The sequence below is a fragment of the Lysinibacillus irui genome (genome assembly GCF_028877475.1).
In the GTDB taxonomy this organism is placed as follows: Bacteria; Bacillota; Bacilli; order Bacillales_A; family Planococcaceae; genus Lysinibacillus; species Lysinibacillus irui.
Window position 1 is genome coordinate 2,864,641 of sequence record NZ_CP113527.1, and the last position, 26,745, is coordinate 2,891,385.

The 26,745-nt window shown below is 36.6% G+C and carries 32 protein-coding genes, 1 riboswitch and 2 other annotated features; of the genes, 6 read left to right on the forward strand and 26 right to left on the reverse strand.

Features of this window, described 5'->3' with window-relative positions:
• Positions 1–249: 249 nt before the first annotated feature.
• A riboswitch (glycine riboswitch) is annotated at positions 250–341 on the reverse strand.
• 144 nt (positions 342–485) lie between these two features.
• From OU989_RS14465 to comGA, 8 genes are read right to left on the reverse strand one after another with little or no spacing between them, the layout of a single operon-like run.
• Complete coding sequence (locus OU989_RS14465; RefSeq protein WP_274793720.1) at positions 486–1,001, reverse strand: shikimate kinase; 516 nt, start codon at positions 999–1,001, stop codon at positions 486–488.
• Between the two features lie 20 nt (positions 1,002–1,021).
• On the reverse strand, positions 1,022–1,183 hold the full coding sequence (locus tag OU989_RS14470) for a hypothetical protein (RefSeq protein ID WP_274793721.1): 162 nt from the start codon (positions 1,181–1,183) through the stop codon (positions 1,022–1,024).
• Positions 1,184–1,199: 16 nt separating this feature from the next.
• Positions 1,200–1,625: a competence type IV pilus minor pilin ComGF gene (comGF, locus tag OU989_RS14475; RefSeq protein ID WP_274793722.1), complete on the reverse strand. Its 426-nt coding sequence runs from the start codon at positions 1,623–1,625 to the stop codon at positions 1,200–1,202.
• Positions 1,618–1,935 (reverse strand): hypothetical protein, encoded by a 318-nt coding sequence (locus OU989_RS14480; protein ID WP_274793723.1) that lies wholly within the window; start codon positions 1,933–1,935, stop codon positions 1,618–1,620. The genes comGF and OU989_RS14480 overlap by 8 nt, the downstream gene beginning before the upstream one ends.
• The gene (comGD, locus tag OU989_RS14485; RefSeq protein WP_274793724.1) at positions 1,928–2,365 is read right to left on the reverse strand and encodes a competence type IV pilus minor pilin ComGD; all 438 of its coding nucleotides are present in this window, start codon (positions 2,363–2,365) and stop codon (positions 1,928–1,930) included. Before comGD ends, OU989_RS14480 begins: the two co-directional genes overlap by 8 nt.
• Positions 2,365–2,703 carry a competence type IV pilus major pilin ComGC gene (gene comGC, locus OU989_RS14490; RefSeq protein WP_274793725.1) on the reverse strand — a complete coding sequence of 113 codons (339 nt, stop codon included), beginning with the start codon at positions 2,701–2,703 and terminating at the stop codon, positions 2,365–2,367. The genes comGD and comGC overlap by 1 nt, the downstream gene beginning before the upstream one ends.
• A 10-nt stretch (positions 2,704–2,713) precedes the next feature.
• Positions 2,714–3,787 (reverse strand): competence type IV pilus assembly protein ComGB, encoded by a 1,074-nt coding sequence (comGB, locus tag OU989_RS14495; protein ID WP_274793726.1) that lies wholly within the window; start codon positions 3,785–3,787, stop codon positions 2,714–2,716.
• On the reverse strand, positions 3,762–4,781 hold the full coding sequence (comGA, locus tag OU989_RS14500; RefSeq protein WP_274793727.1) for a competence type IV pilus ATPase ComGA: 1,020 nt from the start codon (positions 4,779–4,781) through the stop codon (positions 3,762–3,764). Before comGA ends, comGB begins: the two co-directional genes overlap by 26 nt.
• Before the next feature lie 326 nt (positions 4,782–5,107).
• Between comGA and OU989_RS14505 the strand changes: the two genes are divergently transcribed.
• Positions 5,108–5,818, forward strand: a complete 711-nt coding sequence (locus OU989_RS14505) for a helix-turn-helix transcriptional regulator (RefSeq protein WP_274793728.1) — start codon at positions 5,108–5,110, stop codon at positions 5,816–5,818.
• Between the two features lie 119 nt (positions 5,819–5,937).
• The gene (locus OU989_RS14510) at positions 5,938–6,180 is read left to right on the forward strand and encodes a DUF2626 family protein (RefSeq protein WP_004231035.1); all 243 of its coding nucleotides are present in this window, start codon (positions 5,938–5,940) and stop codon (positions 6,178–6,180) included.
• Positions 6,181–6,240: 60 nt separating this feature from the next.
• Here the strand turns inward: OU989_RS14510 and OU989_RS14515 are convergent, their stop codons facing one another.
• Positions 6,241–6,885 (reverse strand): MBL fold metallo-hydrolase, encoded by a 645-nt coding sequence (locus OU989_RS14515; protein ID WP_274793730.1) that lies wholly within the window; start codon positions 6,883–6,885, stop codon positions 6,241–6,243.
• 169 nt (positions 6,886–7,054) lie between these two features.
• Between OU989_RS14515 and OU989_RS14520 the strand changes: the two genes are divergently transcribed.
• On the forward strand, positions 7,055–7,234 hold the full coding sequence (locus tag OU989_RS14520; RefSeq protein WP_274793731.1) for a DUF2759 domain-containing protein: 180 nt from the start codon (positions 7,055–7,057) through the stop codon (positions 7,232–7,234).
• Between the two features lie 50 nt (positions 7,235–7,284).
• Here OU989_RS14520 and tyrS read toward each other — a convergent pair whose 3' ends face one another.
• The 5 genes from tyrS to rpmG form a co-directional block, all read right to left on the reverse strand.
• Positions 7,285–8,499, reverse strand: a complete 1,215-nt coding sequence (tyrS, locus tag OU989_RS14525) for a tyrosine--tRNA ligase (protein WP_274793732.1) — start codon at positions 8,497–8,499, stop codon at positions 7,285–7,287.
• 133 nt (positions 8,500–8,632) lie between these two features.
• Positions 8,633–8,873, reverse strand: a binding site (T-box leader).
• A gap of 130 nt (positions 8,874–9,003) precedes the next feature.
• Positions 9,004–10,899: an LTA synthase family protein gene (locus OU989_RS14530; protein ID WP_274793733.1), complete on the reverse strand. Its 1,896-nt coding sequence runs from the start codon at positions 10,897–10,899 to the stop codon at positions 9,004–9,006.
• Between the two features lie 297 nt (positions 10,900–11,196).
• Positions 11,197–11,406: a YqgQ family protein gene (locus OU989_RS14535; protein ID WP_274793734.1), complete on the reverse strand. Its 210-nt coding sequence runs from the start codon at positions 11,404–11,406 to the stop codon at positions 11,197–11,199.
• Positions 11,399–11,992, reverse strand: coding sequence for a 5-formyltetrahydrofolate cyclo-ligase (locus OU989_RS14540; RefSeq protein ID WP_274793735.1), 594 nt, complete (start codon positions 11,990–11,992; stop codon positions 11,399–11,401). The genes OU989_RS14535 and OU989_RS14540 overlap by 8 nt, the downstream gene beginning before the upstream one ends.
• 112 nt (positions 11,993–12,104) lie before the next feature.
• Positions 12,105–12,254, reverse strand: coding sequence for a 50S ribosomal protein L33 (rpmG, locus tag OU989_RS14545; RefSeq protein WP_008408521.1), 150 nt, complete (start codon positions 12,252–12,254; stop codon positions 12,105–12,107).
• A gap of 150 nt (positions 12,255–12,404) precedes the next feature.
• On the opposite strand from rpmG, the gene OU989_RS14550 reads away from it, so the two are divergent.
• Both OU989_RS14550 and OU989_RS14555 read left to right on the forward strand, forming a co-directional pair.
• Positions 12,405–12,860 (forward strand): hypothetical protein, encoded by a 456-nt coding sequence (locus OU989_RS14550; protein ID WP_274797350.1) that lies wholly within the window; start codon positions 12,405–12,407, stop codon positions 12,858–12,860.
• A 3-nt stretch (positions 12,861–12,863) separates the two neighbouring features.
• Positions 12,864–13,346 carry a hypothetical protein gene (locus OU989_RS14555; RefSeq protein WP_274797351.1) on the forward strand — a complete coding sequence of 161 codons (483 nt, stop codon included), beginning with the start codon at positions 12,864–12,866 and terminating at the stop codon, positions 13,344–13,346.
• A gap of 45 nt (positions 13,347–13,391) precedes the next feature.
• Here the strand turns inward: OU989_RS14555 and OU989_RS14560 are convergent, their stop codons facing one another.
• The 9 genes from OU989_RS14560 to OU989_RS14600 form a co-directional block, all read right to left on the reverse strand.
• Positions 13,392–13,964 carry an anthranilate synthase component II gene (locus OU989_RS14560; RefSeq protein WP_274793737.1) on the reverse strand — a complete coding sequence of 191 codons (573 nt, stop codon included), beginning with the start codon at positions 13,962–13,964 and terminating at the stop codon, positions 13,392–13,394.
• Complete coding sequence (gene trpE / locus OU989_RS14565) at positions 13,961–15,346, reverse strand: anthranilate synthase component I (protein WP_274793738.1); 1,386 nt, start codon at positions 15,344–15,346, stop codon at positions 13,961–13,963. Before trpE ends, OU989_RS14560 begins: the two co-directional genes overlap by 4 nt.
• 229 nt (positions 15,347–15,575) lie before the next feature.
• Positions 15,576–15,786 (reverse strand) — a binding site (T-box leader).
• A gap of 50 nt (positions 15,787–15,836) precedes the next feature.
• Complete coding sequence (locus tag OU989_RS14570) at positions 15,837–16,895, reverse strand: mechanosensitive ion channel family protein (protein ID WP_274793739.1); 1,059 nt, start codon at positions 16,893–16,895, stop codon at positions 15,837–15,839.
• 78 nt (positions 16,896–16,973) lie between these two features.
• Positions 16,974–17,846, reverse strand: a complete 873-nt coding sequence (locus OU989_RS14575) for a hypothetical protein (RefSeq protein ID WP_274793740.1) — start codon at positions 17,844–17,846, stop codon at positions 16,974–16,976.
• Between the two features lie 176 nt (positions 17,847–18,022).
• Complete coding sequence (phoU, locus tag OU989_RS14580; RefSeq protein WP_274793741.1) at positions 18,023–18,682, reverse strand: phosphate signaling complex protein PhoU; 660 nt, start codon at positions 18,680–18,682, stop codon at positions 18,023–18,025.
• 13 nt (positions 18,683–18,695) lie between these two features.
• A complete protein-coding gene (gene pstB / locus OU989_RS14585) occupies positions 18,696–19,529 on the reverse strand; it encodes a phosphate ABC transporter ATP-binding protein PstB (RefSeq protein ID WP_274793742.1) in 834 nt (277 codons plus the stop codon).
• Positions 19,530–19,541: 12 nt separating this feature from the next.
• A complete protein-coding gene (gene pstA / locus OU989_RS14590) occupies positions 19,542–20,420 on the reverse strand; it encodes a phosphate ABC transporter permease PstA (RefSeq protein ID WP_274793743.1) in 879 nt (292 codons plus the stop codon).
• 1 nt (position 20,421) lies between these two features.
• Positions 20,422–21,369 carry a phosphate ABC transporter permease subunit PstC gene (gene pstC / locus OU989_RS14595; RefSeq protein WP_274793744.1) on the reverse strand — a complete coding sequence of 316 codons (948 nt, stop codon included), beginning with the start codon at positions 21,367–21,369 and terminating at the stop codon, positions 20,422–20,424.
• A 64-nt stretch (positions 21,370–21,433) separates the two neighbouring features.
• A complete protein-coding gene (locus OU989_RS14600; protein ID WP_274793745.1) occupies positions 21,434–22,408 on the reverse strand; it encodes a PstS family phosphate ABC transporter substrate-binding protein in 975 nt (324 codons plus the stop codon).
• Positions 22,409–22,741: 333 nt separating this feature from the next.
• Between OU989_RS14600 and OU989_RS14605 the strand changes: the two genes are divergently transcribed.
• Positions 22,742–22,933, forward strand: coding sequence for a hypothetical protein (locus OU989_RS14605; protein ID WP_274793746.1), 192 nt, complete (start codon positions 22,742–22,744; stop codon positions 22,931–22,933).
• Positions 22,934–22,988: 55 nt separating this feature from the next.
• Here OU989_RS14605 and OU989_RS14610 read toward each other — a convergent pair whose 3' ends face one another.
• The 3 genes from OU989_RS14610 to OU989_RS14620 all read right to left on the reverse strand — a co-directional run bounded on the left by OU989_RS14610 (position 22,989) and on the right by OU989_RS14620 (position 26,737).
• The gene (locus tag OU989_RS14610; RefSeq protein ID WP_274793747.1) at positions 22,989–25,193 is read right to left on the reverse strand and encodes a peptidoglycan D,D-transpeptidase FtsI family protein; all 2,205 of its coding nucleotides are present in this window, start codon (positions 25,191–25,193) and stop codon (positions 22,989–22,991) included.
• A gap of 284 nt (positions 25,194–25,477) precedes the next feature.
• Complete coding sequence (locus OU989_RS14615; RefSeq protein WP_016995356.1) at positions 25,478–26,083, reverse strand: superoxide dismutase; 606 nt, start codon at positions 26,081–26,083, stop codon at positions 25,478–25,480.
• Positions 26,084–26,257: 174 nt separating this feature from the next.
• Positions 26,258–26,737, reverse strand: coding sequence for a DUF456 domain-containing protein (locus OU989_RS14620; RefSeq protein WP_274793748.1), 480 nt, complete (start codon positions 26,735–26,737; stop codon positions 26,258–26,260).
• Between the last annotated feature and the right edge of the window lie 8 nt (positions 26,738–26,745).

Sequence of the window (26,745 nt, forward strand, 5' to 3'; positions counted from 1 at the left end):
CCTTATTGTTAATTACATTTTTACTAGTAGTAGTTCGTCTGCTTTTTGTAGTAGTACAGTCCATGCGCTTTCTTGCTCGCATATATACTTGTAGACATAAAAAAAGACAGACGAACCCCTTTTCGGGATTCTCTGTCCTTGCACCTGAAAGTTACACCAGACTAGCTCGCAATGCTTTTACCATTGCCAATTAGTCGGCTTTCCCCTTTGGTGGCTGTTATTGTTATACTACAGCTCTCTCCAGAGTTGCGTCTTGTACGAGTCCTTTTACCTGAGAGATTCATAGCCATTACTACTTGCTCCTTCGGTGGCGTCTATACGCGCTCTCCCCGCACAATCATCCGCCCAAGATAGATCTTGGTACTATTTAGTATTCAATGAACATTTAGTTACTTATTTGTCTATATCCTAACATTAAATGCATTGAAAAGGCAATCATTTTTTAAAAGATAATAAAATACGAACATTATTTTAATAAAATTGTATTATCGTTCGTTTTTTAATCTTTTCACTTGAAATACTAAATACTCTAGAATTTGGCGAATCGTTCTGCCTTCTGTCAGTACTTGGATATGTCCTGCATCACGATAAAACTTTCTTCTGTAATGATACAGACTTTCTAATTCTTCCTTTGTTGAGCTCTGTACAATGGGTCTGTTTGGATCATGCTGTATTCGTTTATAAATATCTTCAAAAGACGCATCTAGAAAAAATACTAATCCACTACGTCTCATAATTTTTCGATTTTCAGCATTTATGGCAACGCCACCACCTGTGGAAATAATACATGCCTCATTTCGGAAATTTTTTAAAAATTCTGTTTCTATTTCCCGAAAGCGGGCCTCTCCGTATTTTTCAAAAATCTGTGGAATTGTCATCCCCTGCTGACGCACGATCTCATGATCCATATCATAATATGGCATCTTTAATAAATAGCTTAAACGTCTTCCTAACGCACTCTTTCCACTACCCATAAACCCAACTAAATATATTTTTCGCAATTCGAATCACCTTCTTATAACTACGATTCTACACTGTCTGACAAAATTTGTCCTAATAAATTTATCGTAGCTCGAACATTCAATTTTTCTAGCCCATCATATGTTCGTAACTGCATTTCATAAGACATACAATACGCAAGAACAAAAGTAGTTACAAAAAATAATAATGCAATTGCGATCAAAAAAATAGCCCCTCTGTCATTTTTCAATAATTGGCACATAGAAGCTCCGCTCCTTTTGAACACCACTAGCCATTTCGACAGCTACTGTCAGCATATTTTCTGTATAGTTAAATTGACATCGATTGAGTCCTATTAGCATAGGAACATGTCCACCGTTTACTTGTTCACGAATAATATTCGAATAACAATCAATATGATGCAGTGTATTTGCTGTTTGAAAAGTCATTCTTTTGTAATCTGCACGAACTGAAAATGTAGAAACATCTTGTAGAGCATGATTTAAATCAGAGACAAATAGTTCCCATTTTGTTTGTTCATCCGATAACACCGTTGATTTCATTTCAGCAAACCATAATATGACGAGGACAAAAAGATGAGAAATTAGCACAAAAACAACTAATTGAAACATGGCTTCTAATAATGTATAGCCCTTGTCATCCATGAGCTTCACCATTGACGTTGATACATTTTTGACGTAGCTCACGTGTATTTTGAAATCGAACACAAACGTCCTGTCCATCAAATATCCAATGGTAATCAACTTGTTCAATCGTTCTAGTGCCTTCTGTTTGTTGCTTTGCTTGATATTGTTTTATGCCCTCATAGGCAGTTTCAGCTGCAATCACCTCTAGTTTTTTATTCAGTAGATTTGTCTTCATTGTATAGGTAATGGGTAATAATGATGTGCAAAGTAATGTAAAAATACCCATAGCTAAAATAGTTTCCGCAAATGAATAGCCTGACTCATTCAATCCTAGCTCTCCCTCTCCCTATCGTTATGATTACTTTTTTCTTTCCCCAAGATGTTTTAAAGGCAATGGTGCCGGCTGACATAACGTTCCCATTGTAATTATAAATAAGTGTATGAATCGAACTCTCTGCAGGTAAAAACTCAACCCCTTTAGGAAAAGGACGTTCATATAAAGTCGTATAAAAATCTTTTTGAATGACATAACGATTCGTTGAACTTTCCATTTTCAAGGCGATATATTGGCGTTGGCTCATGCTGTACGTCTGTATATATTGAATATCGAGTTGCATTTGCGTAAAAAATCGTTCTAATTCCTTCATTTCCGCTAATTTGAATGAAAATTTACTAACGATCGCTGTTAAACTCATGATAAGAAATAAGACAATAAGGATCTCGAGAAGCGTAAAACCACCATTTTTATTACCGATCATCAGCTATTAGACCCAGTCTCCAAGCTAGCATTAGCTGGACGCACCTCTCCGTCACTTGTAATCTTAATTTCCTCTTTATTCGGGCATGTCGTTTCATTTTCTTTTAAATAACCTTCTGCAACTAAATCGTCTAATGTAGGATAGGCCATAAAATCTACACGATAGGCCTCTACCTGACCTTGCACCATAGAGATATAAGCTGCACAGCCCTTCTTATCTATTGTGGCAAAATGCTTTGTAACATTTGGAATAGTAATCAGAATAAGGATCGATATGATTAATAAGACAATTAGCATTTCGATTAAAGTGAAACCAGCTTGCCGATTGATACGTTTCATTTTTTTCCTCCTAAACTAATTCAATCATATGATAGATTGGTAATAATAAACTGACATAGGCTGCGACAATACATATAGCAATGAGGATAAAGAAGGTTGGTTGCACAAACGCTAGTATTTTTTGCAAAAGTTGCTCTTGTTTTTCCATTAATAATTCACTGTACAATACTAATTCTTTTCCTAAATAACCGCTTTGCTCGCCGTGCTCTACAAAAACCGGGAAATCCTTCTGGAAAACAGCCATCACGATAACCGCTTGTGTTAAGGACTCACCAAAAATGACTCTTTCTTTAATACGTTGCGAAAGAATTTGAAGAAAAGGTTGTAGTTGTTGATCCTCAAGCAATTGGAGACTTGCTTGTAATGAAAATCCACTTTGCAGCAAACTTCCTAAATAAGCAGCAAATTGTCTTGTCAAAGCTAACCTGATATAAAATTGAATGAAGGGAATTTTTAATAATATTGATAGTTGGTAGGCAATGGACTGTCGTTTGAGATAGAGGTGAAAAATTAATAAGCTACCTGTTATTATGACTATCGTAAGAATGACGATATCTGGAACATGTAATAACATGTTGGATAAAGCAATACTTGATTCGCCTGATTCATTCGTTCGGCTAACAACCATCCTCTCGATATTTGGCAAGAAAATTGTTCGAAACACAAAAAATAACAATAGTAAAAATAAGATAAGTGTTACTGGATAGACAAGAAGCTTCATTAGTTTTTTCTTTGTCTTCTCACTTACCGTTATCTGCTTAGCCACACCCTGTAAAGCTTCTATCATATGGCCATTATTTTCTGCAACTGTGACTGACATTAAATAATGTTTAGCAAGCTGTAATGTTTCAAGTATCCCTGTAACACCTACTCCTTGCCTAAGTTTTTCATCAATTTGCTGCTGAATGTCCTCATGGGCCTTAATATGATGAGGTAGTAGCATTGAAATAGCTTGTGGTAATAAATAACCTTCCTGCAATAGCACACATAAACGATTAAAAAATTGTGCCTGCTCCCTTAATCTCCATTTTGTAGCTCTATTGTAATAAAACATAAATTTATCGATGTATGTTTGTAGCTGCATAACGTCTCTCCACTAGTTCTTTTTGCCCCATTAATGTGAGGTTATATGGAAGCTCATAGTTCCCCTGTTCTTTAATAGCCATAATGGCTCTTGTTAGATGTATATCATGTAAAATTTCAAAGACTGCACGTCGTTCATCATGTATAGCTGACACCTGTAAAAGTTTTTGCGCCACAATTCCGATAACGGTTTGGCGAAGTTCCTCTATTGTCACACCTAAGTCCATTAATCGATAAAGACAGCTAATTGAATCTTTTGCATGAATTGTGGAGACAACTAAATGTCCTGTTAAAGACGCTTGAATAGCAATTTTCGCTGTTTCTTTATCCCGTATTTCACCAATCATAATCACATCAGGTGAGTGGCGTAAAATGGCTTTTAATCCCGTAGCATATGTAACGCCTGCTCGCTCATTTACCTGGATCTGAAGTAGATTTGCTTGGCTATTTTCTACAGGATCTTCTAAGGAAATCACATGTCGATTTAATTCTGTTGAGCAATAGTGAAGTAAGGAATAAAGTGAAGTAGATTTGCCAGAGCCTGTTGCCCCCGTAAAAAACAAAAGACCTTGTTGGCTTTGCACAAGCTCCATTAATTGATGTGCTGCACTTTTGGAAAAACTTAAGGAAGTTAGTGGGAATGCATGATTTTGGAGAAGTAAACGGATAATTAAGCTTTCTTTTAAAAAGACGGAAGGTAATGTAGAAACACGAAAGGCGTATGGATTTTGCTCCATCGCTTTTTGAAAGGAGCCACTTTGAGGTTTTCGTCGCTCACTAATATCTAATTCCGCAAGAAATTTATAGTAGGAGATCATTCTCTCCGCAAGATCGATCGGAAGCTCGCCAGCTTGAAGAAGCTTATCATATTTTCGAAAATAGATCCGATATGTTGTATTGCTTGGAACGAGTAATAAATCGGATGCACCAAAATGATAAGCCTTTAGTAAAAGTTGCTCACATCTTTGTTCAACAACTGTTTCAAAACTCTGCATATATGCACCTCTCTTCTAGTTCATTCGAATATGACCGCTCTATTCGTTATTTCCTAGTATAAAGAGGAAAAGTGCACGAGAAAAGCCCTTTTCTGAAAATAAAAACTTGTTATACATTTTACTATCAATTATGTTTTTTGCTATAAAAGTGTGGATAAAATGCAATTTTCCACTAAAAAGGAACATAAATACATGAAAAAATTAATATTTATGCCAAAATGAATGTATCTTTTTCAATAATACAATATAATAGAATCAACATGATTATTTTCCTAACACTTGGTAGATGAACATAATTTTTATAAAAACTTAAAGAGGTGAAACACATGATCCATCCATTGAAAATTACGAGTACACTTGCTGATGAAACAAGATACTCTATTTATGAGTATATATTGCAAGAGAAAAAAACAGTCACAGTACAACATATAGCTGATCAATTTGGTATCCATCCAAACGTTGCCAGACTTCATTTAACGAAACTTTCGGAAATCAATATTATTTCTGCTGATTATGTAAAAACAGGTAAAGGTGGAAGACCTGGACGAGTTTATAAAGCTTCAGAGAAAGGTGTATCACTAACATTTCCTAGACGTGACGAAGATCGTTTATTAAAATGGACGATTCAATTAATTCAAGATGTCGGACCATCTGCGTTAACGAAGTGTCAAGAAATTAGCTACCAAGACGGCTACCAGCAAATGAAAAATTATATCAGTGCTGAAATGACATTAAATAATTCTCTTTCCTTCGATGAAAAGCTTCAGTTATTAACTGACAATGCCGCATTAATCGGCTATATTCCACAAATTCAACAAACTGAACTTGGAAAAAAAGTGATATTCTCCATTTTTAATTGTCCATTCCAGGAGCAACTGACAGCACATTCTGAAATTGTTTGTTCATTACATGAATCCTATTTAAAAGGACAATTAGATGCTCTATTTTCTAATAATGAACTTGTGCAAGTTGAAAGTATGATACATAATTGTGATTTATGTAAATATGAAATAAACGTGACAGAAATCGATCACTAGTTTAAAAATCCATTTGTTTGTCACAAAGATCGGAGAAGTTCCAGTTTACAGACACCTTTCATATCATTTATAATGAGTAAGAGATTATTGTGTCGTGGGCAAAAGGAGGGGAAATCTTCATGGATAATATGTATAAAGTTATGGCATTCTGGACAGGTATTTTTGCCGTTATGTTCTACCTTGGTGGTATGAACGAGGTATCGCTATTATTCTTAGGTAATACAGGTTTATTCTTATTATTAGGCTTCTTAAACCTTTCAGAACGTATGTACATGTACATTTTCGGAGCATATTTAACTGTATTCTTCGCTGGCTTCACGTACTATACAACATTCATTCACGTACCTGGTGGCGGTCATTAATACAAAAAATCGCGTATCTCACTACAATTGAGATACGCTTTTTTATATGATGCGGCCTTTTTAAAATCCATTTAAAAATGGATTTGTCTCCATTTCTGCACCTACAGTCGTATAATTACCGTGTCCAGGATAGATAATAGTATCCTCTGGTAATGACAGTAATTTATTATGGATTGAATCCAATAATATTTTTGTCGATCCACCCAATAAATCTGTACGTCCGACACCTTGTTCAAATAACGTATCTCCTACAATCGCAAAACCATCTTGCTCAAAAATATAGGAAATACTACCAGGTGAATGTCCTGGTGTAAAAACAGCCTGAAAAACAAAATTACTAATTTCAAATGGCTGTTCTTCTTTGATGATGGTGTCTTGCGCTGGTGCAGCTACTCGATAATCTGGTAATGCAGCATATTTACTAGAGCCATTCTTAGTAGGATCTCCTAGCCAGCTAACTTCCTTTTCGTGAATCCATACTGGGACATCAAACACTTCACGCACAGCATCAACGGCTCCAATATGGTCAAAATGGGCATGCGTTAAAAAGATAGCTAACGGTTTTAAACCATTGCTACGGATTGTTTTAATAAGACGCTCCGCTTCCTCACCTGGATCAAATATAATACATTCTTTTTCTTTATTCGATACGATATAGCAATTCGTTTGGACCGGTCCAAGAGAATAACTTCGTACGTTCATCATAGTTATCACCTCAACTTTCTATTATACAGGCTTTGCCACAATTTGACGATAAATGTTCATAGTTTGCGCTATTTTAGTTCTCGACAAAAATAAGTAGAACGTTTACAATTAAGGAGGAATATTGTTTGCGACATTCATTTTCTGATGTCGAAAGGAGTGTCTATTTTTAATGAACTTATTAATGGTTATTTTTGGTCTAGTAGCGATTTTAGCTGTAGTTGGTACATTCCAAGCAATTAAAGAAAAGAACCTATTAAGCGTTGTTTTCAATTTATTAAGTGCTGTTGTATTTGGATGGTTCGTCATCATGACAATTGTTCACAGCGGTTACCCACCAACATTACACTAAAATTTTAGACAGAAAAAGAGCAGTCTCCACGGAGATTGCTCTTTTTTTCACTACTTATTTAATTTAAGGAATCGTTTCTTACCAATTTGTATCACATCATCATTCATTAGGACGCGCGAAAGGTCATCTAGCGCTAATTTTTCTCCATTCAAAGATACCCCATTTTGCTTGATTAACCGTAAAAACTCACTTTTACTTTGAATATAATCCATTGCCACTAATTGGGGAAGGATATCCTCTACCCTTTCCTTATCAATCTCTAAGAGTAAAACGGGAATGTTTTTCGGTATTTCCTTTCGTTGAAATGCTGCTTCAAAGTAAGTTCTCGCTTCCTTCATTGCTGCAACTCCATGGTATAAAGTCGTTATCACTTCTGCTAATCGCAATTTCAGATCGCGGGGATTCTCTCCCTTTTGAAGTTTATCTTGAATGGCCTGCACTTGTAGTGGGTGCTCATCCGTTGCTAATTCGAAATATTTTACGATTAATGCATCAGGTACTTCCATCACCTTTTTAAACATCATTTCAGGTGCTTCATTGACACCAATATAATTACCTAAACTTTTACTCATTTTTTCAATGCCATCTAATCCCTCCAGTAGTGGCATAAAAATGGCAATTTGTTTTTCTATCCCTCGCTGCTTTTGTAAGTTTCGCCCCATTAATATATTAAACGTTTGGTCTGTTCCCCCTAGCTCAATATCAGCCTCTAGCTCCACCGAATCATATGCTTGCATAAGGGGGTAAAAAAATTCATGCATGCCAATGGGTACGTGCTGCTTGTAACGTTTCTGAAAATCCTCACGCTCTAAAAGTCGAGCAACAGATGTTGTGGCTGCTAGCTGAATGACTTCTTCAAACGACAGCTTTGCTAACCATTCACTATTAAAACGAACCGTTGTCTTGTTCTTATCTAACACTTTAAAAATTTGCTCACAATAGGTTTGGGCATTTTTCTTCACTGTATCGTCATTTAAGGCTGTTCGCCCTTTTGCTTTACCTGTAGGATCGCCAATTCGTCCTGTAAAATCACCGATAACAATAATTGCATGATGACCTAAATCCTGCATTTGCTTAATTTTTCGAAGAACGACTGCGTGACCTAAATGAATATCTGGTGTGGATGGATCAAGTCCTAATTTAATTGTTAAAGGCTGCTGTTTTTTAAATGATCGTTCTAATTTTGCACGTAATTCCTGCTCATCAACGATTTTATCGACACCTTTCTTGATGATCACGAATTGCTCCTCTGGTGTTAAAAACATACAAAACATCTCCTTGTAATATTAAAAATTAATATTGCAAGATCTATAAGAGTTACTTGGGAACCATTAGGAAATAATATCCTCACTTTGTTTAGTTCGCTTCAAACACAAAAAAACGCCTTTAGGATTATTCCTAAAGGACGTTCATGAACGTGTTACCACCTTTTTTCGAGAACTACTCACATAGCTCTCCTCTAAAAGTACAGCCGAAGCGATACCCCTGCAATGATTACGGATGCAACTCCGTCGTAGCCTACTAAATTTTCGGTACGCAGCTCCAAGATGTATTCACTTTAATATCCCTTGCGCCTCTCAACGTCCGGCTACTCTCTGTCAGTTCCATTAAAGTTACTCGTTCTTTTCCATGCCTTTACTCTTATACTCCGAAATGCGAAAAACAAATCTTCGTTATGCAGATATTTACACTTATTATAATCATATATCCCCTTTTGTCAATAATAATGTAAAAAAGAGAGACCTCGTCATGAGATCTCTCTAATATGATTATTTAACTGAATCCTGCTTTAAATTACCTGTTTTTTCATCATAGAAACGAAGCAAGTCACCATTAATAATCGCATCAGAATTTTCTAGCTCCATTGTGGCACGATCAGCATATGATTGACATGGCTCACCTTCTATTTCTTCGCCAGTTGCTTTGTCATAGCAAGCTTCACCAGCATAAACGTATTTATCTGTGATAAAGCGTCCATCACGGAAAATAACAAAGTCCTCATGCTCTGGAGAGAATAAATCTGCCCCCATTTGCATATCTTTTGACGTTTCTACGCCAAGAAGGTGTAAGATTGTTGGACGTAAATCCATTTGTCCTGAAATCTCTGTCATTTCTTTACCATCACCAGATCCTGGGATATGGATGAATAAAGGTACTTCTTGCAGTAATGCATTATCAAATGGTGTGATTTGTTCTTTCCCTAAATATTGTGCCATTGCTTTATTATGGTTTTCAGAAATACCATAATGGTCACCATACATAACGATAATAGAGTTATCATAAACACCTTGATCTTTTAACTGTTGGAAGAAATCTTTTAGAGCTTCATCCATGTAGCGTACTGTTTGGAAGTAACGATTTAAAGTACCAGAGTTCGAATCATATTCAGGAATCATAATATCTTCCGGGTCCAATGTAAATGGATAATGGTTCGTTAGCGTGATCAGTCTTGAATAGAATGGCTGTGGCATATCTTTCATTAAATTAGCTGATTGCTCTAAGAATGGAGTATCTTTCATACCCCAGTTTACAGCTTGCCCTTCTTCAACCGTATATGAATCTATATCGTAAAATTTATTGATTTTTAATGATTGATACATCATGTCACGGTTCCAGAAAGATTTATTATTCGGGTGCATAACATTTGTAAAGTAACCATTTTCTCCAAGGCGTTCTGCCATTGAGTTATACGTATTTCCACCATGCGTGAAAAATACTGCTCCACGGCCTAAACCAAACAAGGAGTTTTCTAAAATAAACTCTGAGTCAGATGTTTTTCCAAGGCCTGTTTGGTGATAGAAATTACTGAAATAATACGTATCTTTATCTTTTGTTAAAGAGTTTAAGAATGGTGTCACTTCATGACCATTCATATCATTATTAATGACAAAGTTTTGTAAGGACTCCATAGACACAACAATTAAGTTGCGACCTTTATATTTCCCAAACATTTCTGGGTTAATGGCTGCCTGATTTGAACGAATATAGTTATTTACTTCAACTAGTTCACTACCATCCGCTAACGCACGTTGCGCAGATGATTTCGATTGAATATAAATGTCATACAAATGGTAATTGTATGTACCAATATTCTTCACTAATAATTCGCGGTCAAAACTACGTGTTAGTAATTGTGGACGCTCTGTTTCTGCTAATCCTAAATTTAAAAATGTCATTGCTACTGCCAATACAAAGAAAGCACGTCGGAACTCAACATTCACTTTAAATGCTTCTTTCATTTTTGGTAAAAATTTATTTGCTAAGATTAAAATAATGACATCAACGAAATATAATACATCCCAAGGTTCAACAATGGCTGCTACGGACGTTCCTAAGTCACTAAAGTTGCTTGTTTGGAATAATACTGGCAGCGTAATAAAGTCATTGTAGAATCGATAGAACGCTACATTTCCGTATAAGACAATGGACAAAATAACGCTGACCGTTATCAGATAACGATTTCTAGCTTTTGCTGATTTAAAAAATAGTGATAAACCATACGTAAATAGCAAAAAGCTTAATGGATTAATAAACAAAATAAATTGTTGCATGGCATTTTCAATTTTCATCTCGAAGCTTGTGTGGTAAACAATGACCGTTTTGATCCATGTTGCTATAATTGCTAGTATCATAAATGAATGTTTAGGCCACTTTATTGATTTCATTCCTAACATCCTCCCTACTTCCTTACAAAAAAATAATAATTTTTTACATTTTGTTACGGAAACAAAATATATCTTAAACTTTTTTTTACAGATAATCAACACATATCTGCCTGAAATTTTTTTCTCCTGCTCTTCTATGCGTCTCCTTGCTGTTCTATGCGCCAGATATCTATATATACGTTTTGAATTGTAAAAAGTTTCGTAAAAACACAAAAACAGCGGAAATCCACTGTTTTAAGAATATTACATACATGTTACATTAACTTTACAATACCCATTTACATGATATTTCAAACATTACTTTTTATTCTCTTCCATACGAAGTCTTGTTGTTTCTTGTCGAATGAGTAGTAATGCCATTTGATAATCTTTTATGTCTAGTACATTTGCTTTATAAAGCTCGCGTATTTCATCCTCCATTAACATCAAATCGCCAATCGGATCCCGCGTATAAATATAAGTACCATAGGTTTTCAAGAGTTCATAAATATCTAACATTTTATCCATTTTCGTTCGCTCCTCGTTGTCCTAGACAATCAATACGTTTTGAGGGTGTCACAATGATGTCTACTGGGCAATCATGTTCTTCGGTAGGAACACGATCAATGATTTGCTCATCAAAGAGCATGGACAGTAGCTTACCCTTTTTATAGTTTAATACATAGCGATCATAATAACCACCGCCATAGCCGATTCGATAGCCATATCGGTCAAAAACTACGCCTGGAACAAGGATAACATCCATTTCATTTGCGTCAACAAACTCACATCTTTCTGGAATAGGCTCACGCAAATGCATATATACAGTTTCAAGTTGGGCAAAAGAGTCAATTGCGTAAAATGACATTTCTCTTGTTTTCGGGTGGCATTTTGGAACAGCAACCTTTTTACCAAGTTGCCATAATTCCTCAATTAGAAGAAATGTGTCGACTTCTGGCTTATTTGAAATGGTCAAACCAATTGTATTTGCTTCTATTATATATGGTTCCTGTAGCACCTTTTTAACTATAGCTAAAGATTGACTATGATATGTATTATCGCTCATTGTCGAGAGTGCTTCTTTCACCTTGTTACGTAAAGTTGTTTTATCCATCCAGGCTACCTCCTATATAGTAAAACTTGAATCAACTTAGAGTCTTTCCATCAAAATGGTTTCCTAAAATGTAGAAAGCCAAAACCACTTGTGGTTTTGGCTTAATGAGCGATTACTTAGTTTCACGGTGAAGAGTGTATTTCTTCTCGCGAGAGCAATATTTTTTAAGTTCAAGACGCTCTGGATTGTTACGCTTGTTCTTTTTAGAAATGTAGTTACGTTCGCCGCAATCTGTGCAAGCTAAAGTAATGTTTACGCGCATCATTAACCCTCCCACTCTATATCAAGAATTTAAATTTGAGCATGATTTATACGACTAACCTATTATAACATAAACTGAAAAAAAATCTACCTTCATTTCATATTAACTTTGCATATGGTAAAATATCTTATAATTACATACTACATTGAGGTGAAACTATTGGATTTATCCATCCTATTAATGAGTATCGGGATTCTTCTGATCATCATATCGTTCTTTTTCAAAAATAGTTCACAAAAAATCGAGAAAGATGTCGAAGAATTATCCATCTCTATATTTCAAGAAACGAATAATTTAAAGCGTCGCATGAAAATTGTCGAGGAAGAACTTTTATTAGAGCCTGAGTTCCAAGTGAAATCAAAATCAGCACCTACCCCTCAGCAAGTACAAAGTCCTAAGGTTCAACAAATGATGCAAGCTGTTCAACAGGCTGCACAAGCTTCAAAGGTTACATCAGCAACAACGCAGACTAAACCCATTCATCAAATTATCGTTAGTCAGGTTCACGAATTAAATAAACAAGGTCTTTCTGTAGCAGAAATTAGTATCCGTTCTAATTTAACAGAAGAGCAAGTTCGCCAAGTGATTGCAAACGGAGGTCGATGATTGATGAACAAATCTGCCATCCGCGCATTCGGTATTGCAATTTTTCTTGTCGGGGCTTTGCTAGCTCTCGCAGGCCGCTATGATGTAAACATTGGTCTTCCTATGAAAGATTCTCCTAATCTGCAACAAGTAGAAGAACTGCGAATGAAGTTAGATAAGGCAAATAAAGAAATTGCCTCATTAAAGGAACAATTAAAGCCAGTACATAAGACTGAAGAAACTTCTTCACCAGATGCTTCTGAACAATCTGCTGATAAAACTAACACTGATGAGAAGATGATGACACTGCAAATATATAGTGGGATCACACCGTATATTGTTGCACAAAAGCTTGAGGATGGTGGCATCATTACAAATAGTGTTGAGATGGAGCTACTACTCGCAAACGCAAAATATGCTCGAAGCTTACAGATAGGCTCCTATGAGGTCAACTCTTCCATGACTCTTGAAGAAATTGCAAAATTAATCACAGGCAAAAAACAATAATATTAAAGCTGTCGCCAAATGAAGCGACAGCTTTTTTCTGTATCATTACGCTATATTTTCTAAAAAGGCTTTCATCATGATACTGCCTTCTTTTGTGCCAATGGATTCTGGGTGAAACTGCAGTCCATAAAGAGGGTATTTTTTATGTTGAATCGCCATAATTTCCCCATCATCACCTGCTGTAGCAATAATGTTGAAATCTTTGTGCAATGTCTGTGCTTCAATAATTAGGGAATGATAACGCATAACCTCAATGTCTCCATTTAGTTGTGCAAATAAGCCCGTATTCTTATACTGAAGCGGTGACAGCTTTCCATGCATAATGTTTTTGGCTTGCACAATATTTGCCCCGAAAGCCTGCCCGATCGATTGATGGCCAAGGCAAATACCTAAAATAGGGAATTTTCCATGTAGCTCCTTAATCACATTCACAGTAATACCCGCTTCAGCCGGCGTTCCTGGTCCTGGGGATAAAATAATAGCTTCGGGTGACATTTCTTGAATTTCTTCTATTGTAATAGCATCATTTCGAACGACTGTGACACTTTTACCAAGCATACTGATTTGTTGAAATAGATTGTAGGTAAAGGAATCATAATTATCAATTAATAAAATCATTTTCTTACCTCCAATAGCGCACGAGCTTTATTAAGTGTTTCCTCGTATTCCGACAATGGATCTGAATCATAGACAATTCCAGCCCCTGCCTGTACATGTGCTTGTTGATCTTTAATAATCATTGTACGAATAGCAAGTGCCAAATCCATATCCCCTGTAGTTGAAATATAGCCTACCGCTCCCGCATAGACACCACGCTTAATCGATTCTAATTCATTTATCAGCTGCATGGCACGAATTTTAGGTGCCCCTGACACCGTCCCAGCAGGTAGAGATGCTCGTAAAACATCTAGAATGTGGAGGTCATCTCGTAGTTCCGCCGTTACCTCTGAAACAATATGCATGACATATTTATAGCGTTCGATAGTCATGTATTTCATAAGCTTTACGGTACCAACTTTGGCAATACGCCCTAGATCATTGCGCCCTAGATCCACTAGCATTCGGTGCTCTGCTATTTCCTTTTCGTCCTCTAACAAAGCTTTTGCAATTACTTTGTCCTGTACTGTTGTCTCACCGCGAGGCTTTGTACCTGCTATTGGGTTCGTTGTAACCATACGATTTTTAACTTTCACAAGACTTTCAGGGGAAGTTCCTAAAATAATATAGGAACCAAAATCCATGTAAAACATATACGGTGATGGATTAGATGTACGTAATTGACGATAAAGTGAGAATGGGGAGCCTGTAAATGGTGCTGAAAAGCGTTGTGATAGCACAATTTGGAAAATATCGCCTCTTAAAATATGCTGCTTAGCTCGATCCACCAAAGAGACAAATTGCTTCTTTGAAAGCATTGGCTTAAAAAGTAGTTCATCCACCTGCAATGCCTCAAAGGTCGTACCTGCACAAAGTTGTTGCTCCATCGTTGCAATAGCGTTCTCCATTTCTGCTAATGAACGTCCCTCCTGAAATAGATCAATTGAAGCTAACGTAATTTCCTGTGTTAGATGATCAAAGACAATGAATGTATCATAGAAAAATACATGGACATCTGGCATCACTAATTCATCCTGTAAATATTCTCCGATTTTTTCCGTATAAAAAGCTGTTTCATAGCCAAAATAACCGATGGCTCCACCAAAAAAGGCAAAGGGATAGCTTTCTTCATGGAAGGGTATGACTTTCTTTAATTTATCGAGTACATTCCCCTTTGATTTGTCATTTTCTTGTCCTTTGGAAAAGTAGAATTCTTCCTTGTTTCCTTTTAATTCAGCTACTGGATTAAGGGCGATAAAAGAATATCTTCCACTTTCCTCATGCTTAGCTGATGATTCGAACAACATTTTATGCTGCCCTGTAAGTGATTGATACACAGAGATAGGGGTCATCATATCCCCCTGTAAAACTTTCATGGCGTACTTTCTAACCTCAACTGTCATACTCTTCTCTCCTTCTCTAAGCTCTGCTCTTCTACACCAATATATCTTGATGTCTCAAGAAAACTCTGTTACATTCGATTGAGACATCATCTTGATTCAACGGTTGCTTAAAATCCGGATGCAAATTAAGTATTGATCTCCCTCATAAAAGGAGGAAATCTATTATACCTGGCATCATCATTTTCGGAACTAATATTACTGAATCAAAATAAAAAAGGCCTCTCCATCACAAAAGGACGGAAAAGCCGTGGTGCCACCTTCATTGGTCTTTTAGCAAGACCCTCTCTAAGCCTTATAACGTAGGCACACGCTAATCCATACTTGTAGTTCAGGATTAGAGCTCCGAAGTCCATTCACTATTCGTTTGTACTAGTTTCCACCAACCACTAGCTCTCTATGACAAATCAATAATAGTTACTATTCTTCATCAAAGCTGATTTCTAGCTAATATTGTAAAGCAAACTATCACACAATTCAATTTATTTTTGCTTTATAAATCGTTATCCTCTGGAGAGGACGCTAACGTAATTGAAAAATCCTCCACTATTTGACGAATGGCGAATAAAATATCCTGCCGTACTTCCATCATAATAGCTGTGTCGTTCGTTGCGATAAAGAAACGTATGAGCACACGATAACAATTATGATGAAATTCATCAATATAAACATGAATCATCTCTTTCTCTGTTTGAGCATGTAAATATATTTCCTTATGCATAGCCGATAAAGCGCCACGGATAGTATCCTCATCATTTTCTGCAGCTATATAGAGAAATTGTTCGCATTTTCTTTTTTCTCGTCTCGATAAATTATAAATTGGTCGATTGACTAAATAAGAATTCGGTACATACACAAGCCCTTTATCTCCTGTTTGGATTAAGGTACTTCTAAGATTGATATCTTCAATTGTCCCTTCGATTTTCTGATCTTCAGTCGCTATCCAATCCCCAATTTGGAATGGATTATCTAATGCTACGGACATGCCCCCAAACACATGAGCTAATGTATCACGAATCCCAAAGGCAATCGCTACTCCTGTTAAACCAATCCCTGTTAAAAAACCATTGAGATTGAAATTCCATAACGAAGCAATCGTAAACATAGCAAAAATCATAATAAGTACTTTACCAATTCGTAGAAAAAACGGTAATAAAACATTCTGATCCTCTTCACTCGTTAGTTCAAATGGCTGCTTCGTATAAAAATGTAATACATCGTAAACACCTTTAAAAGCAAAAAACACCATAAGAGATAGGACAAAGTTTTTTGTTGATTTATGCGTAAACAATGGGACTTCTATTAGATATGATAGACTTAGAACAATGACAGCCGTCATAAACGCAAAGCCAATTGCTTTACTAAACTGGGCTAGCACATTTGCTTGGAAATGTCGCTGACGATTTCTTAGAAATGTTACAACACGGTTAATAATTTTTTTAATGACAAATCGTTGAATAAGCCAACCAACTAGACAAATGATGATCGCAATCAAGACATCCATCCATGTCGGGACTGTAAATTTAGGTAAAAACCAATGTAATGAATCCATGTATTTCTCCTTTAAAGTACCTATGTATCTCCAACAAAAAGGAGCTGACCTGTAGTAATAATGGCTAGCCCCCTTTTGTTATTGTATTGCATCATCCGCAAAAAAAGCCTTACTAGCAAACCAAAATTGCTGTTTATTAAAATTATGTTCCTGCATCGCAATGACTGAAAATTCAGCATGGTATTTTTGCTTCATTTCCTCTAGCATGATTTTCGTTTGCTTCCCTACTAAATGCTTTCCATCAATGGGCGTTCCTTCTGTAAAAATGATAACTTCTGCTTGAGCACCAAGTTGATTTTCCTGCAGCAACGCTTTAACAAACTGCAAAACAGGCAAAATAGCAGCCTCTCCCTTTGCCTTATATTCGATAAAGCTTTTAAAATCAGCTAAATTTAAATGTCCATTTTCAAAGCGGTAATGAACATGTATTTGCTGATCATAAGGGACAATATATAAATCGCGACTTTCACGATGTGCATTCATAAATAATGGCAAAATCATGCTTTTACAAAGCTCTGAGTAAACAGCCATCCCTGTAGTTTGTTCCAAACAAATAATTAACGGACCAGGCTCTTGCTTATACTCATGAAATGGAACATAAAACACATTTCCACTTTTCAACGTTTGCTGCTTGAGCTTTTGACGTCTGAGCTCTGACCATTTGTGTTCATAATACAAACGTTGTTCACGGCCATCAGCTAAGCGTTCAGCTTTCTCAATAGGAGGGATATTTTCTCTTATTTCATGCATAATATCTGCCAATTCAAGTGCAAATGCTGCCATATTTCGTAAAGGCTCACTCTTGAAAAAGTAGTCGATGAAATAACGTTGCTCCCTGTCGTTTAGTTCTTCAAGATGTAGATTTTCATACAAAAAATGTAAATAGTTACATTGCTCTTCTGTCATGTCCAAGTTCAATTTTTCTATGAGTGATTGTATCGGATTTTTCACGTAGCAGCACCTCCAAAGCACCACATTTTTTGGATAATGTCTATAGTATAACCAAAAAATTTTTTTGACAATACAAATACGCTCGTTATATTGACGATACTAAAAAAACTTGGTTGCTCCTACAAGTGAACTTTTGTCCAAATAAAAAGAAGAGCTTTATTAGCAGCTCTTCCCCCTTAATTATTTAATTCATAATGTTTGCCTTTGACTAAGTAAAATAGATGTTCGGCAATATTTGTGGCATGGTCAGCCGAACGTTCTAAATAGCGGCAGATAAATGTGAGATGTGTAATTTGAGAAATATGTGCCGGATTTTCTACACCAGCGCGAAGTAAAAGTGTAACCGTTGCACCATATAAATCATCCACATAGTCATCTAATTCAGCAATTTCTTTAGCACGCACTGTATCTTCTTCTGTAAAGGCCTTCATGATACTCTCTAACATTTCTACTGTTTTATTACACATTGTTTGCAAATTAGTCATCGGAAATACTATAGGTTCTTTGCCAATTCGAATGGCTTCTTTAGCGATGTTGACTGCATAATCGCCCACTCTTTCCATATCGGATGCGGCTTTTACAAGGACCATTAAACGGCGTAAATCTGTTGCCACTGGTTGTTGCTTAGCAATCATTAAAATAACATGATCATTTATCGCTTCTTCAAGACGATTAATCACTAAATCATCTTCTAAAATTTTTAAGGCTTTTTCTAAATCCTGCTCTACTAAAGCTTCAAACGCTGTTTTTAATGCTAGGATACTACTGTTGGCAAGGGCCACAAATTGTCCCTGCACTTCTTTCAGCTCTTGTTCAAAACGCTCACGTACTACCATCTATTGCTCCTCCTTAGCCGAAACGTCCTGAAATATAGTCTTCCGTACGTTGATCTGCTGGTGTTTGGAAGATGATATCCGTTTTATCGTATTCTACTACTTCTCCGCTAAGGAAGAATGCTGTACGATCGGAAATACGTGCAGCTTGTTGCATGTTATGTGTCACGATAACAATTGAATAATCCTGCTTCAGCTCTTGCACAAGCTCTTCTACTTTTAATGTAGAGATTGGGTCTAATGCGGATGTTGGTTCATCCATTAAGATGACATCTGGTTCAATCGCTAAGCAACGAGCAATACAAATACGTTGTTGCTGACCACCTGATAAGCCATAAGCATTTTGATTTAAACGATCTTTTACTTCATCCCAAATTGCTGCGCCACGTAGCGACTTCTCAACAATTTCATCCAGAATTTTTTTATTCTTAATACCGTGGATTCTTGGTCCATACGCAATGTTATCATAAATAGATTTTGGAAACGGATTAGGTTTTTGGAACACCATTCCTACACGTGTTCTTAATTCCTCAACCGTATAATTTTTATCTAAAATATTACGTTCACGATATAAAATTTCACCAGATGTACGAACACTTGGTACAAGCTCGACCATTCTGTTTAACGTTTTCAGATACGTCGATTTACCACAGCCAGAAGGCCCAATAATCGCCGTTACTTCATTTTCATAGATGCTTAAATTAATATCCTTCAAGCCATGATGATCGCCATACCATAAATTTAAATCACGTGTATCATAGACAATATTTTTGGCCACTTCCGCAGCAGGCTTAGTTGTCGCTCGAATCGGTTTAACAATAGTTTTTTCATCTTTTAAATCTAGAACCATAAGGTCACCTCATTAATAACGTTTTTGGAATTTATTTCGAATAAAGATGGCAATTGAATTCATCAATAGCAGGACAGTCATGAGCACTAAAATACCTGCGGCTGCCACATACTGAAAGGCTTCTTGTGGTCTTTTTGCCCAATCATAGATTTGCATTGGTAAGGCTGTAAATTGACTCAATAAACCGTTCGGTAAAAACTGAAGGATAACTGGAATCCCGATAACAACAAGTGGTGCTGTTTCTCCAATGGCACGAGACATTGCTAAAATACTGCCTGTCAGAATACCTGGAATTGCAGCAGGTAGCACAACACGTAAAATCGTTTGCCATTTTGTTGCACCCATACCATATGAAGCTTCTCGTTGCTCATTCGGTACAGCACGAATGGCTTCCTGTGCAGCCACAATGATAACAGGTAAGATTAATAAACTCATTGTTAACCCAGCAGCTAAAATACTTTTACCTAGACCCATCATACGTACAAAAATTGTTAACCCTAGTAAACCAAAAACAATGGAAGGTACACCTGCTAAATTCGATATATTCATTCGAATAAAGTCGTTGATTCTATTTTTCTTTGCATACTCTTCTAAATAAATTGCAGTACCTACACCTAAAATAATCGATACAGGTGCAACAACTGCCATTAACCAAAGCGAACCTATTAAAGCTGCCTTGATCCCTGCCTTATCTGCAAACCTCGATGCAAAATTCGTTAAGAAATCAATATTTAAGTAATCAATTCCTTGTGTCACGATACGATATAACAAAATGGCTAATGTCACAAGCGCAAACGTAGTAGCTAAGAAAAATAATGCTTTCCAAACTTTATTGAATGTAATACGCTTTGACATTCGTTTCATGACGACTGTATCATCCATATAACGCATGCTAGTAAACCTCCCTGAAGCGTTTAGAAATATAGTGAGCAAGTAAATTCATTAATAGCGTAAAGATAAATAATGTAAATCCTACTGAATAAATAGAGTAGTAAATAGTTGTACCATAGCCTGCATCACCAGTTGAAACTTGTACAATATATGCAGTCATCGTTTGAATGGAATCCGTTACATTGAGATCAAATTTCGGTGTAGAACCACCCGCAAGAGATACGATCATCGTTTCTCCAATTGCCCGGGAAATAGCTAATACAACTGAAGCTACAATTCCAGATAGTGCTGCTGGTAATACGACTTTGATTGCTACCTCAAATTTTGTTGCTCCTAGGGCTAAAGCTCCCTCACGCATACTATTTGGTACAGAAGACATCGCATCCTCTGAAAGAGATGTAATCATTGGTAAAATCATGATCCCTACAACAATTCCTGGGCTTAAAGCATTAAATAATTTTAGTCCAGGTACAATTTCCTGTAATAGAGGTGTGACAAACGTTAAAGCAAAGAAACCATATACAATCGTTGGTACACCTGCTAATACTTCTAAAATAGGTTTCACAATTCTTCTCGTTTTCTCACTTGCATATTCACTTAAATAAATAGCTGAAGCAATTCCAAATGGCACGGCTACTACAACTGCAATAAGTGTCACTTTTAATGTTCCTGCGATTAACGGCAAAATCCCAAACAACGGTTCATTCCCTGAAAACGGTAACCATTTTGTACCAAAAAGGAAGTCCGTAATCGACACACGTTTAAAGAATTCAAACGTTTCAAAAATAAGGGTGAAAACAATGCCAAATGTCGTCAAAATAGAGATAATAGCTGCAGAAAATAATAGAGTTGGCATTGCTTTTTCCACTATTTTCTTTGTTTTTTGATTGCGCGAATTTGCAATTAATTGCTGAACAGATGATGTCTTATTTTCCTTTTGAGAAACCATTGGGAACTCCTTTCAAATAAGCGAGGGAAAGAGCATACATCTCTTCCCCTCTATGCATGTCTACTTATTTTAAGCCTTCTAACGTTTTTAGGCCTTCAGTATATTTTTCTTCTGGTAAACGCACATAGCCTACTGCTTCAGCCATATCACCTGCGTTTTCAAGTGTAAATTTAATGAAGTCATATGCTGCTTCATTGTCTTTCATCGCACTATTTTTCACATATGTGAATAATGGGCGTGAAAGTGGTGTATATTCTCCACCTTCAATTGTTTCATTAGTTGGCTCTACGCCATTTACTTTGACAATGTTTAATTTATCTTTGTTTTCTAGATAGTAGGCATAGCCGAAGAAGCCAATTGCGTTTTTGTCACCAGCCACACCTTGCACTAGCATATTATCATCCTCTGATAATGTTGCTGAGCTTACTAGATCTGCTCCATCTAAAATGACTTCATCAAAGTAGTCGTATGTGCCTGAATCAGTTCCTGGTGAATAGTAAACGATTTTTTCATCTGGCCAAGATGGATCAATATCAGACCATTTTTTCTCTTTACCATCTTCAATCCAAATTTTTTGTAGTTGTTCTACCGTTAAATCCTTCGCCCAATCATTCTCTGGATTCACAACTACTGATAAACCGTCATATGCTAAAGCTAGCTCAGTAAAATCAATGCCCGCTTCTTCTAACTTAGCTTTCTCTTCATCTTTTATATTACGAGATGCATTTGAAAAGTCTGTTTCACCCGCGATGAATTTTTCAAAACCACCACCAGTACCAGAAACCCCCACTGATACTTTGACATCTGGTTGTGTACCTGCATACTCTTCAACAACTGCTTCAATAATTGGCGCAACTGTTGATGAGCCATCTCCAGCTACAGAGCCTTGTAGCTTTTCATCAGCAGCTTCTTGTCCTGAACTTGCTGGTGCGTTTGTTTCTGCATTGTTTCCATTTTGTGCAGAATCGCTACCACATGCACCTAGCATTAATGCAGAACCCATTACTGCTGTCATCGTTAAGTACTTCCACTTTTTCATCTCATTTGCCTCCGTCATGAACTGTTTTATAGTTATTTGTCTTACAATCTTTACTATAATGACTGATTGTTGAAGTCGTATAAACTGTTCGTAAAAGAGATGTAAAGGAATGTAATGCTTTGTAAACGATTGTAAAGATACATTTACAATTGAGGAAACTTGCTTCCTATAGGAAAGGTGTTATAATAGAAAATTGTGTCAAGAAGTATAATATATAGATTGAGGAAGACTCCTCTATAAGGGAGACTTTAGTGCAAGCATCTGAGGAATATCACAGAAAAATGATAATCATTATACAGAGCAGTATTGGATAAGGAGAGTTTGACCTTTGTCATGAAACATGCAAAAGTACAAAATGCCGATTATTTTAAAACATATTTGTCATTAATAATGGAACATCGGGAATTTACACTTCAAGAAGCCATTGAATTTATGATAGCTTCTTATTTCTATCACAATATAGAGCTTTATGGGAAAAAGCCTAAAGAGCAGTTTGAATTAGCTATTCAGCAATTATCTGCCTAACTTTTTCTTTCTATAATAGAAAAACCGCCAGGCACTTAAATGCCTAGCGGTTTATTTATTGTTGCTCATCTTCACCAATCTTTTCCTCTGTAATGGCAGGTAAAATTGGCTGTTTTACATTACTATCTGTCACTTTTTCTGCTTGATATTTGGCTTTTAATTCAAAGTATTTATCTAATGAACGTCTAGCAATTACGTTATTTTGATAGTAGTGTGGGGCTAAATTTGTATTAACCCATGGGATAACAACTGCATAGGCAATTTCAGGGTTTTCATATGGTGCAAAACCAACATGTGTTAAGTTGATCGTGTTTGTACCAAAGTATTCACGTAGTGGACCATAGTATACTACCTCTGCAGTACCAGTTTTCCCAGCAGCTGTATATGGAGTATCCGCAAATTGAGCTCTTGCTGTACCTTGATTACCAGTATACACACGACGTAACCCTTGTTTTACATAATCGATTTCCTCTTTTGGATTATCAATTTGATTCAAAATGGTTGGTCCTATTTCTGTTACTAACTGTCCAAATTGTTTACCATCTTGTGATGGATCACGAACCTCTTTCACAACATGTGGCTGAATACGATAGCCACCATTGGCAACTGTTGAAATATATTGTGCTAATTGCAGAGTTGTATAAGTGTCATACTGTCCGATGGCCAAGTCAAGTGTTTTACCCCCCATCGTTGGACCTGATGGACCACGAACCCCACTAAATTCATTTGGTAAGTCAATACCTGTTTTTACACCTAATCCAAATTGCGCATAGTTATTACGCATTTTTGGGAATGTATCATCCTTTAAACGTAAAGGCATGCCATAACTGTACGGTGTTCCATTAATTAACAGCGCAATCTTAAACATAAAAGAGTTGGAAGAACGTTCTAATGCTAACAAGTCATTCATCGGGATATATCCACCCCTGTTAAAAATAGAAGTTTTCGGGTCCGTGCCAGCTAATATAATCGGCTCATCTCCCATAGAAGTACCCATCGAAATAACGCCCTGATTATAGCCAGTAAGAACGGTCGCTGCTTTAACAGCTGAACCTGCCTCATAAGCTGTTGTAAATGATCCATATGCATAGTCAACAACTTCATTTTCCCCTGTCTCGGGATTCTTTTCTATTTTCTTACCAACCATAGATAAGATGTCCCCTGTATTCGGGTCCATCATAATTAAAAAGGCTCGATCTAATAAGTACGATCCAGGAAGTGCCTTTAAATTAAGCAGCTCTTCTTCTACAATCTTATCCGTGGCAGCTTGCAACTCACTATCTAATGATAGGATTAAATCTTTACCAGGCTCCCCTTCATAAGTGGTAACTGTATCGACTACCTGTCCTTTTTTATTGGTAATATTTTTGACGACTGTTTTTTGACCTTGTAGTAATTCTTCATATTGTGCTTCAATATAACTTTCTCCCACACGGTCATTACGTGAATAGTCACGTGCTAAATAATAATTGAGCTTCTCTTTCGGTATCCCTTTTGTTGGAACCGTTGTACGTCCAAGAATAGATAAAGATGATAACTTTACACGTTTCCAGTCTGTTGTTGTGTTAACACCTGGCAGTTCAGTTAAACGCTCAGATACACGTGCAAATTCTTCTGCTGATACATTTTCACTTTTAATAATTTGAGGAGATAAATTATAGCCAGACACCATTTCTCGATAAATAGCTAATACTTCTAAATCTTCCTCTGTTAATTGTAAAAGCTCTTCATTCGTAATACGTTCTCGTACCAGTTTATCAATCTCTGCATTGATTTGACTTGTTGTAATATTTTCTTTTGTTCGGATCTTTGTTTCTTCTGCCTTTGTGACCTTTTCATAGGCAGCATCGTGATTTTTGAGTATCCAGAAATCTTGTTTATCACGCAGTGTGACACGATTTGTTGGTTGTTCAATTAATTGTGCTAACTTTTTCGCGATATCGAGCATTTCCTCTGATGTTGTCGTTTGCATTTTCGTATACGTAATCGCATTTTCTGGGTGATTATCTACTAAAATACGTCCGTAACGATCATACATGCGACCTCTAGGCACACTTGTATTGACAGGAACTTCTTCTGTACGTTCTAAAATACGTACATAATCTTCCCCTTTGACGATTTGCATATAGCCAAGTCTAAATATTAACATTGAAAATACGATAAATATTGCAAAGAAAAGGATATTCATACGAAATGTTAAATTAGAGTGATGTTTTGCTTTAACACTCGCCGCGCGGTTTTTTCCTGGTGCTTTGCGCATATGTATTCCCCTCCTCATCTTCTAATCATTTCAATACACGATACTAAGTATACCATTCGAAGGTATGACAGAAAAGCACGCACTTACGAATTCTTGTGGAAAACATCATTTATTTGACGGTCTTTCTAAAGAAAGGTTGCCTTACTTTCTGCTACCTAACATTTCGATATCCTTTATTCGTCAGATTAACAATTCCAAGCTGCAAACTTGAACATTTTTTTCCAACAAAAAAGGCTATGCCTCAGTGATTGCTCACCGTTGGCATAGCCATTTACTTAACATTATTATTTTGCAGCTTGGAATTTAGCTTCTACTACATCCCAGTTTACTACGTTCCAGAATGCACCGATGTAATCTGGACGACGGTTTTGGTAGTTTAAGTAGTATGCGTGTTCCCAAACATCTAAGCCTAGAACTGGTGTTTTACCTTCCATTACTGGAGAGTCTTGGTTTGGAGTAGACGTAACAGCAACTGAGTCACCATCAACGATTAACCAAGCCCAACCTGAACCAAAGCGAGTTGTAGCAGCTTTAGCAAATTCTTCTTTGAAAGCATCGAAAGAACCGAATTTAGCATCGATTGCTTTTGCTACTTCGCCAACTGGTGTATTTGAGCCGCCTGGTGCGATTACTTCCCAGAATAATGTATGGTTAGCATGTCCGCCACCGTTGTTGCGTACAGCAGTTTGTTTGTCAGCTGGAAGAGCATCAAGATTTGCGATTAAGTCGTTAATATCCTTTTCAGCAAATTCAGTACCTTCTACTGCTGCGTTTAAGTTTGTTACATAAGTATTGTGGTGTTTAGAATGGTGAATTTCCATTGTTTTTGCATCGATATGTGGTTCTAATGCATCATAAGCGTAAGTTAATTGTGGTAATTCGTAAGCCATTGTTAAGTTCCTCCCTAAAATAAGAAATAATTAGTACATCCTTAGATTATCAAAATTGGTCAAACCATTCAACGAAAAATACTTCAATTTGAAGATTTCAGCCTTTTGACTGAAATACCGATACGTTTACTATCTTACCCTTACGTCACAATCATTAAACATCAAAAGTGAAGGCTAAATCGCGATAAAAAATACAATGATCATCACAATTTGAATGACAGCTTTGGCAACTGTAGATGTTAAAAAGCCAATTAAGGAGCCTACACCACTTTTCACTGCCTCACTAAATGTACGTTTTTCAACAATTAATTCTGCGATCACTGCACCTAAAAATGGGCCAATTAAAATCCCTGCCACTGGAATAACAAATGGACCAATTAATAAACCAATGGTACTCCCCCACATGCCAGCATTGGAGCCCCCAAACTTTTTTATACCAAACGCATTTGCCACAGTATCGGCTCCAAATAATAACACTACAAATAGTATTTCTATCACCCAGAACCACCAGTTTAAGTCTGCGAATGAGAAAAATACGCCATATAGCAAAAATCCACCAACCAAAAACAGAACACCCGGGATGATGGGATACACTAAACCAACAAATGAAATAATAAAGCAGGCAATCACTAAGATCCAGCCAACAACTTCCATACAGTTTC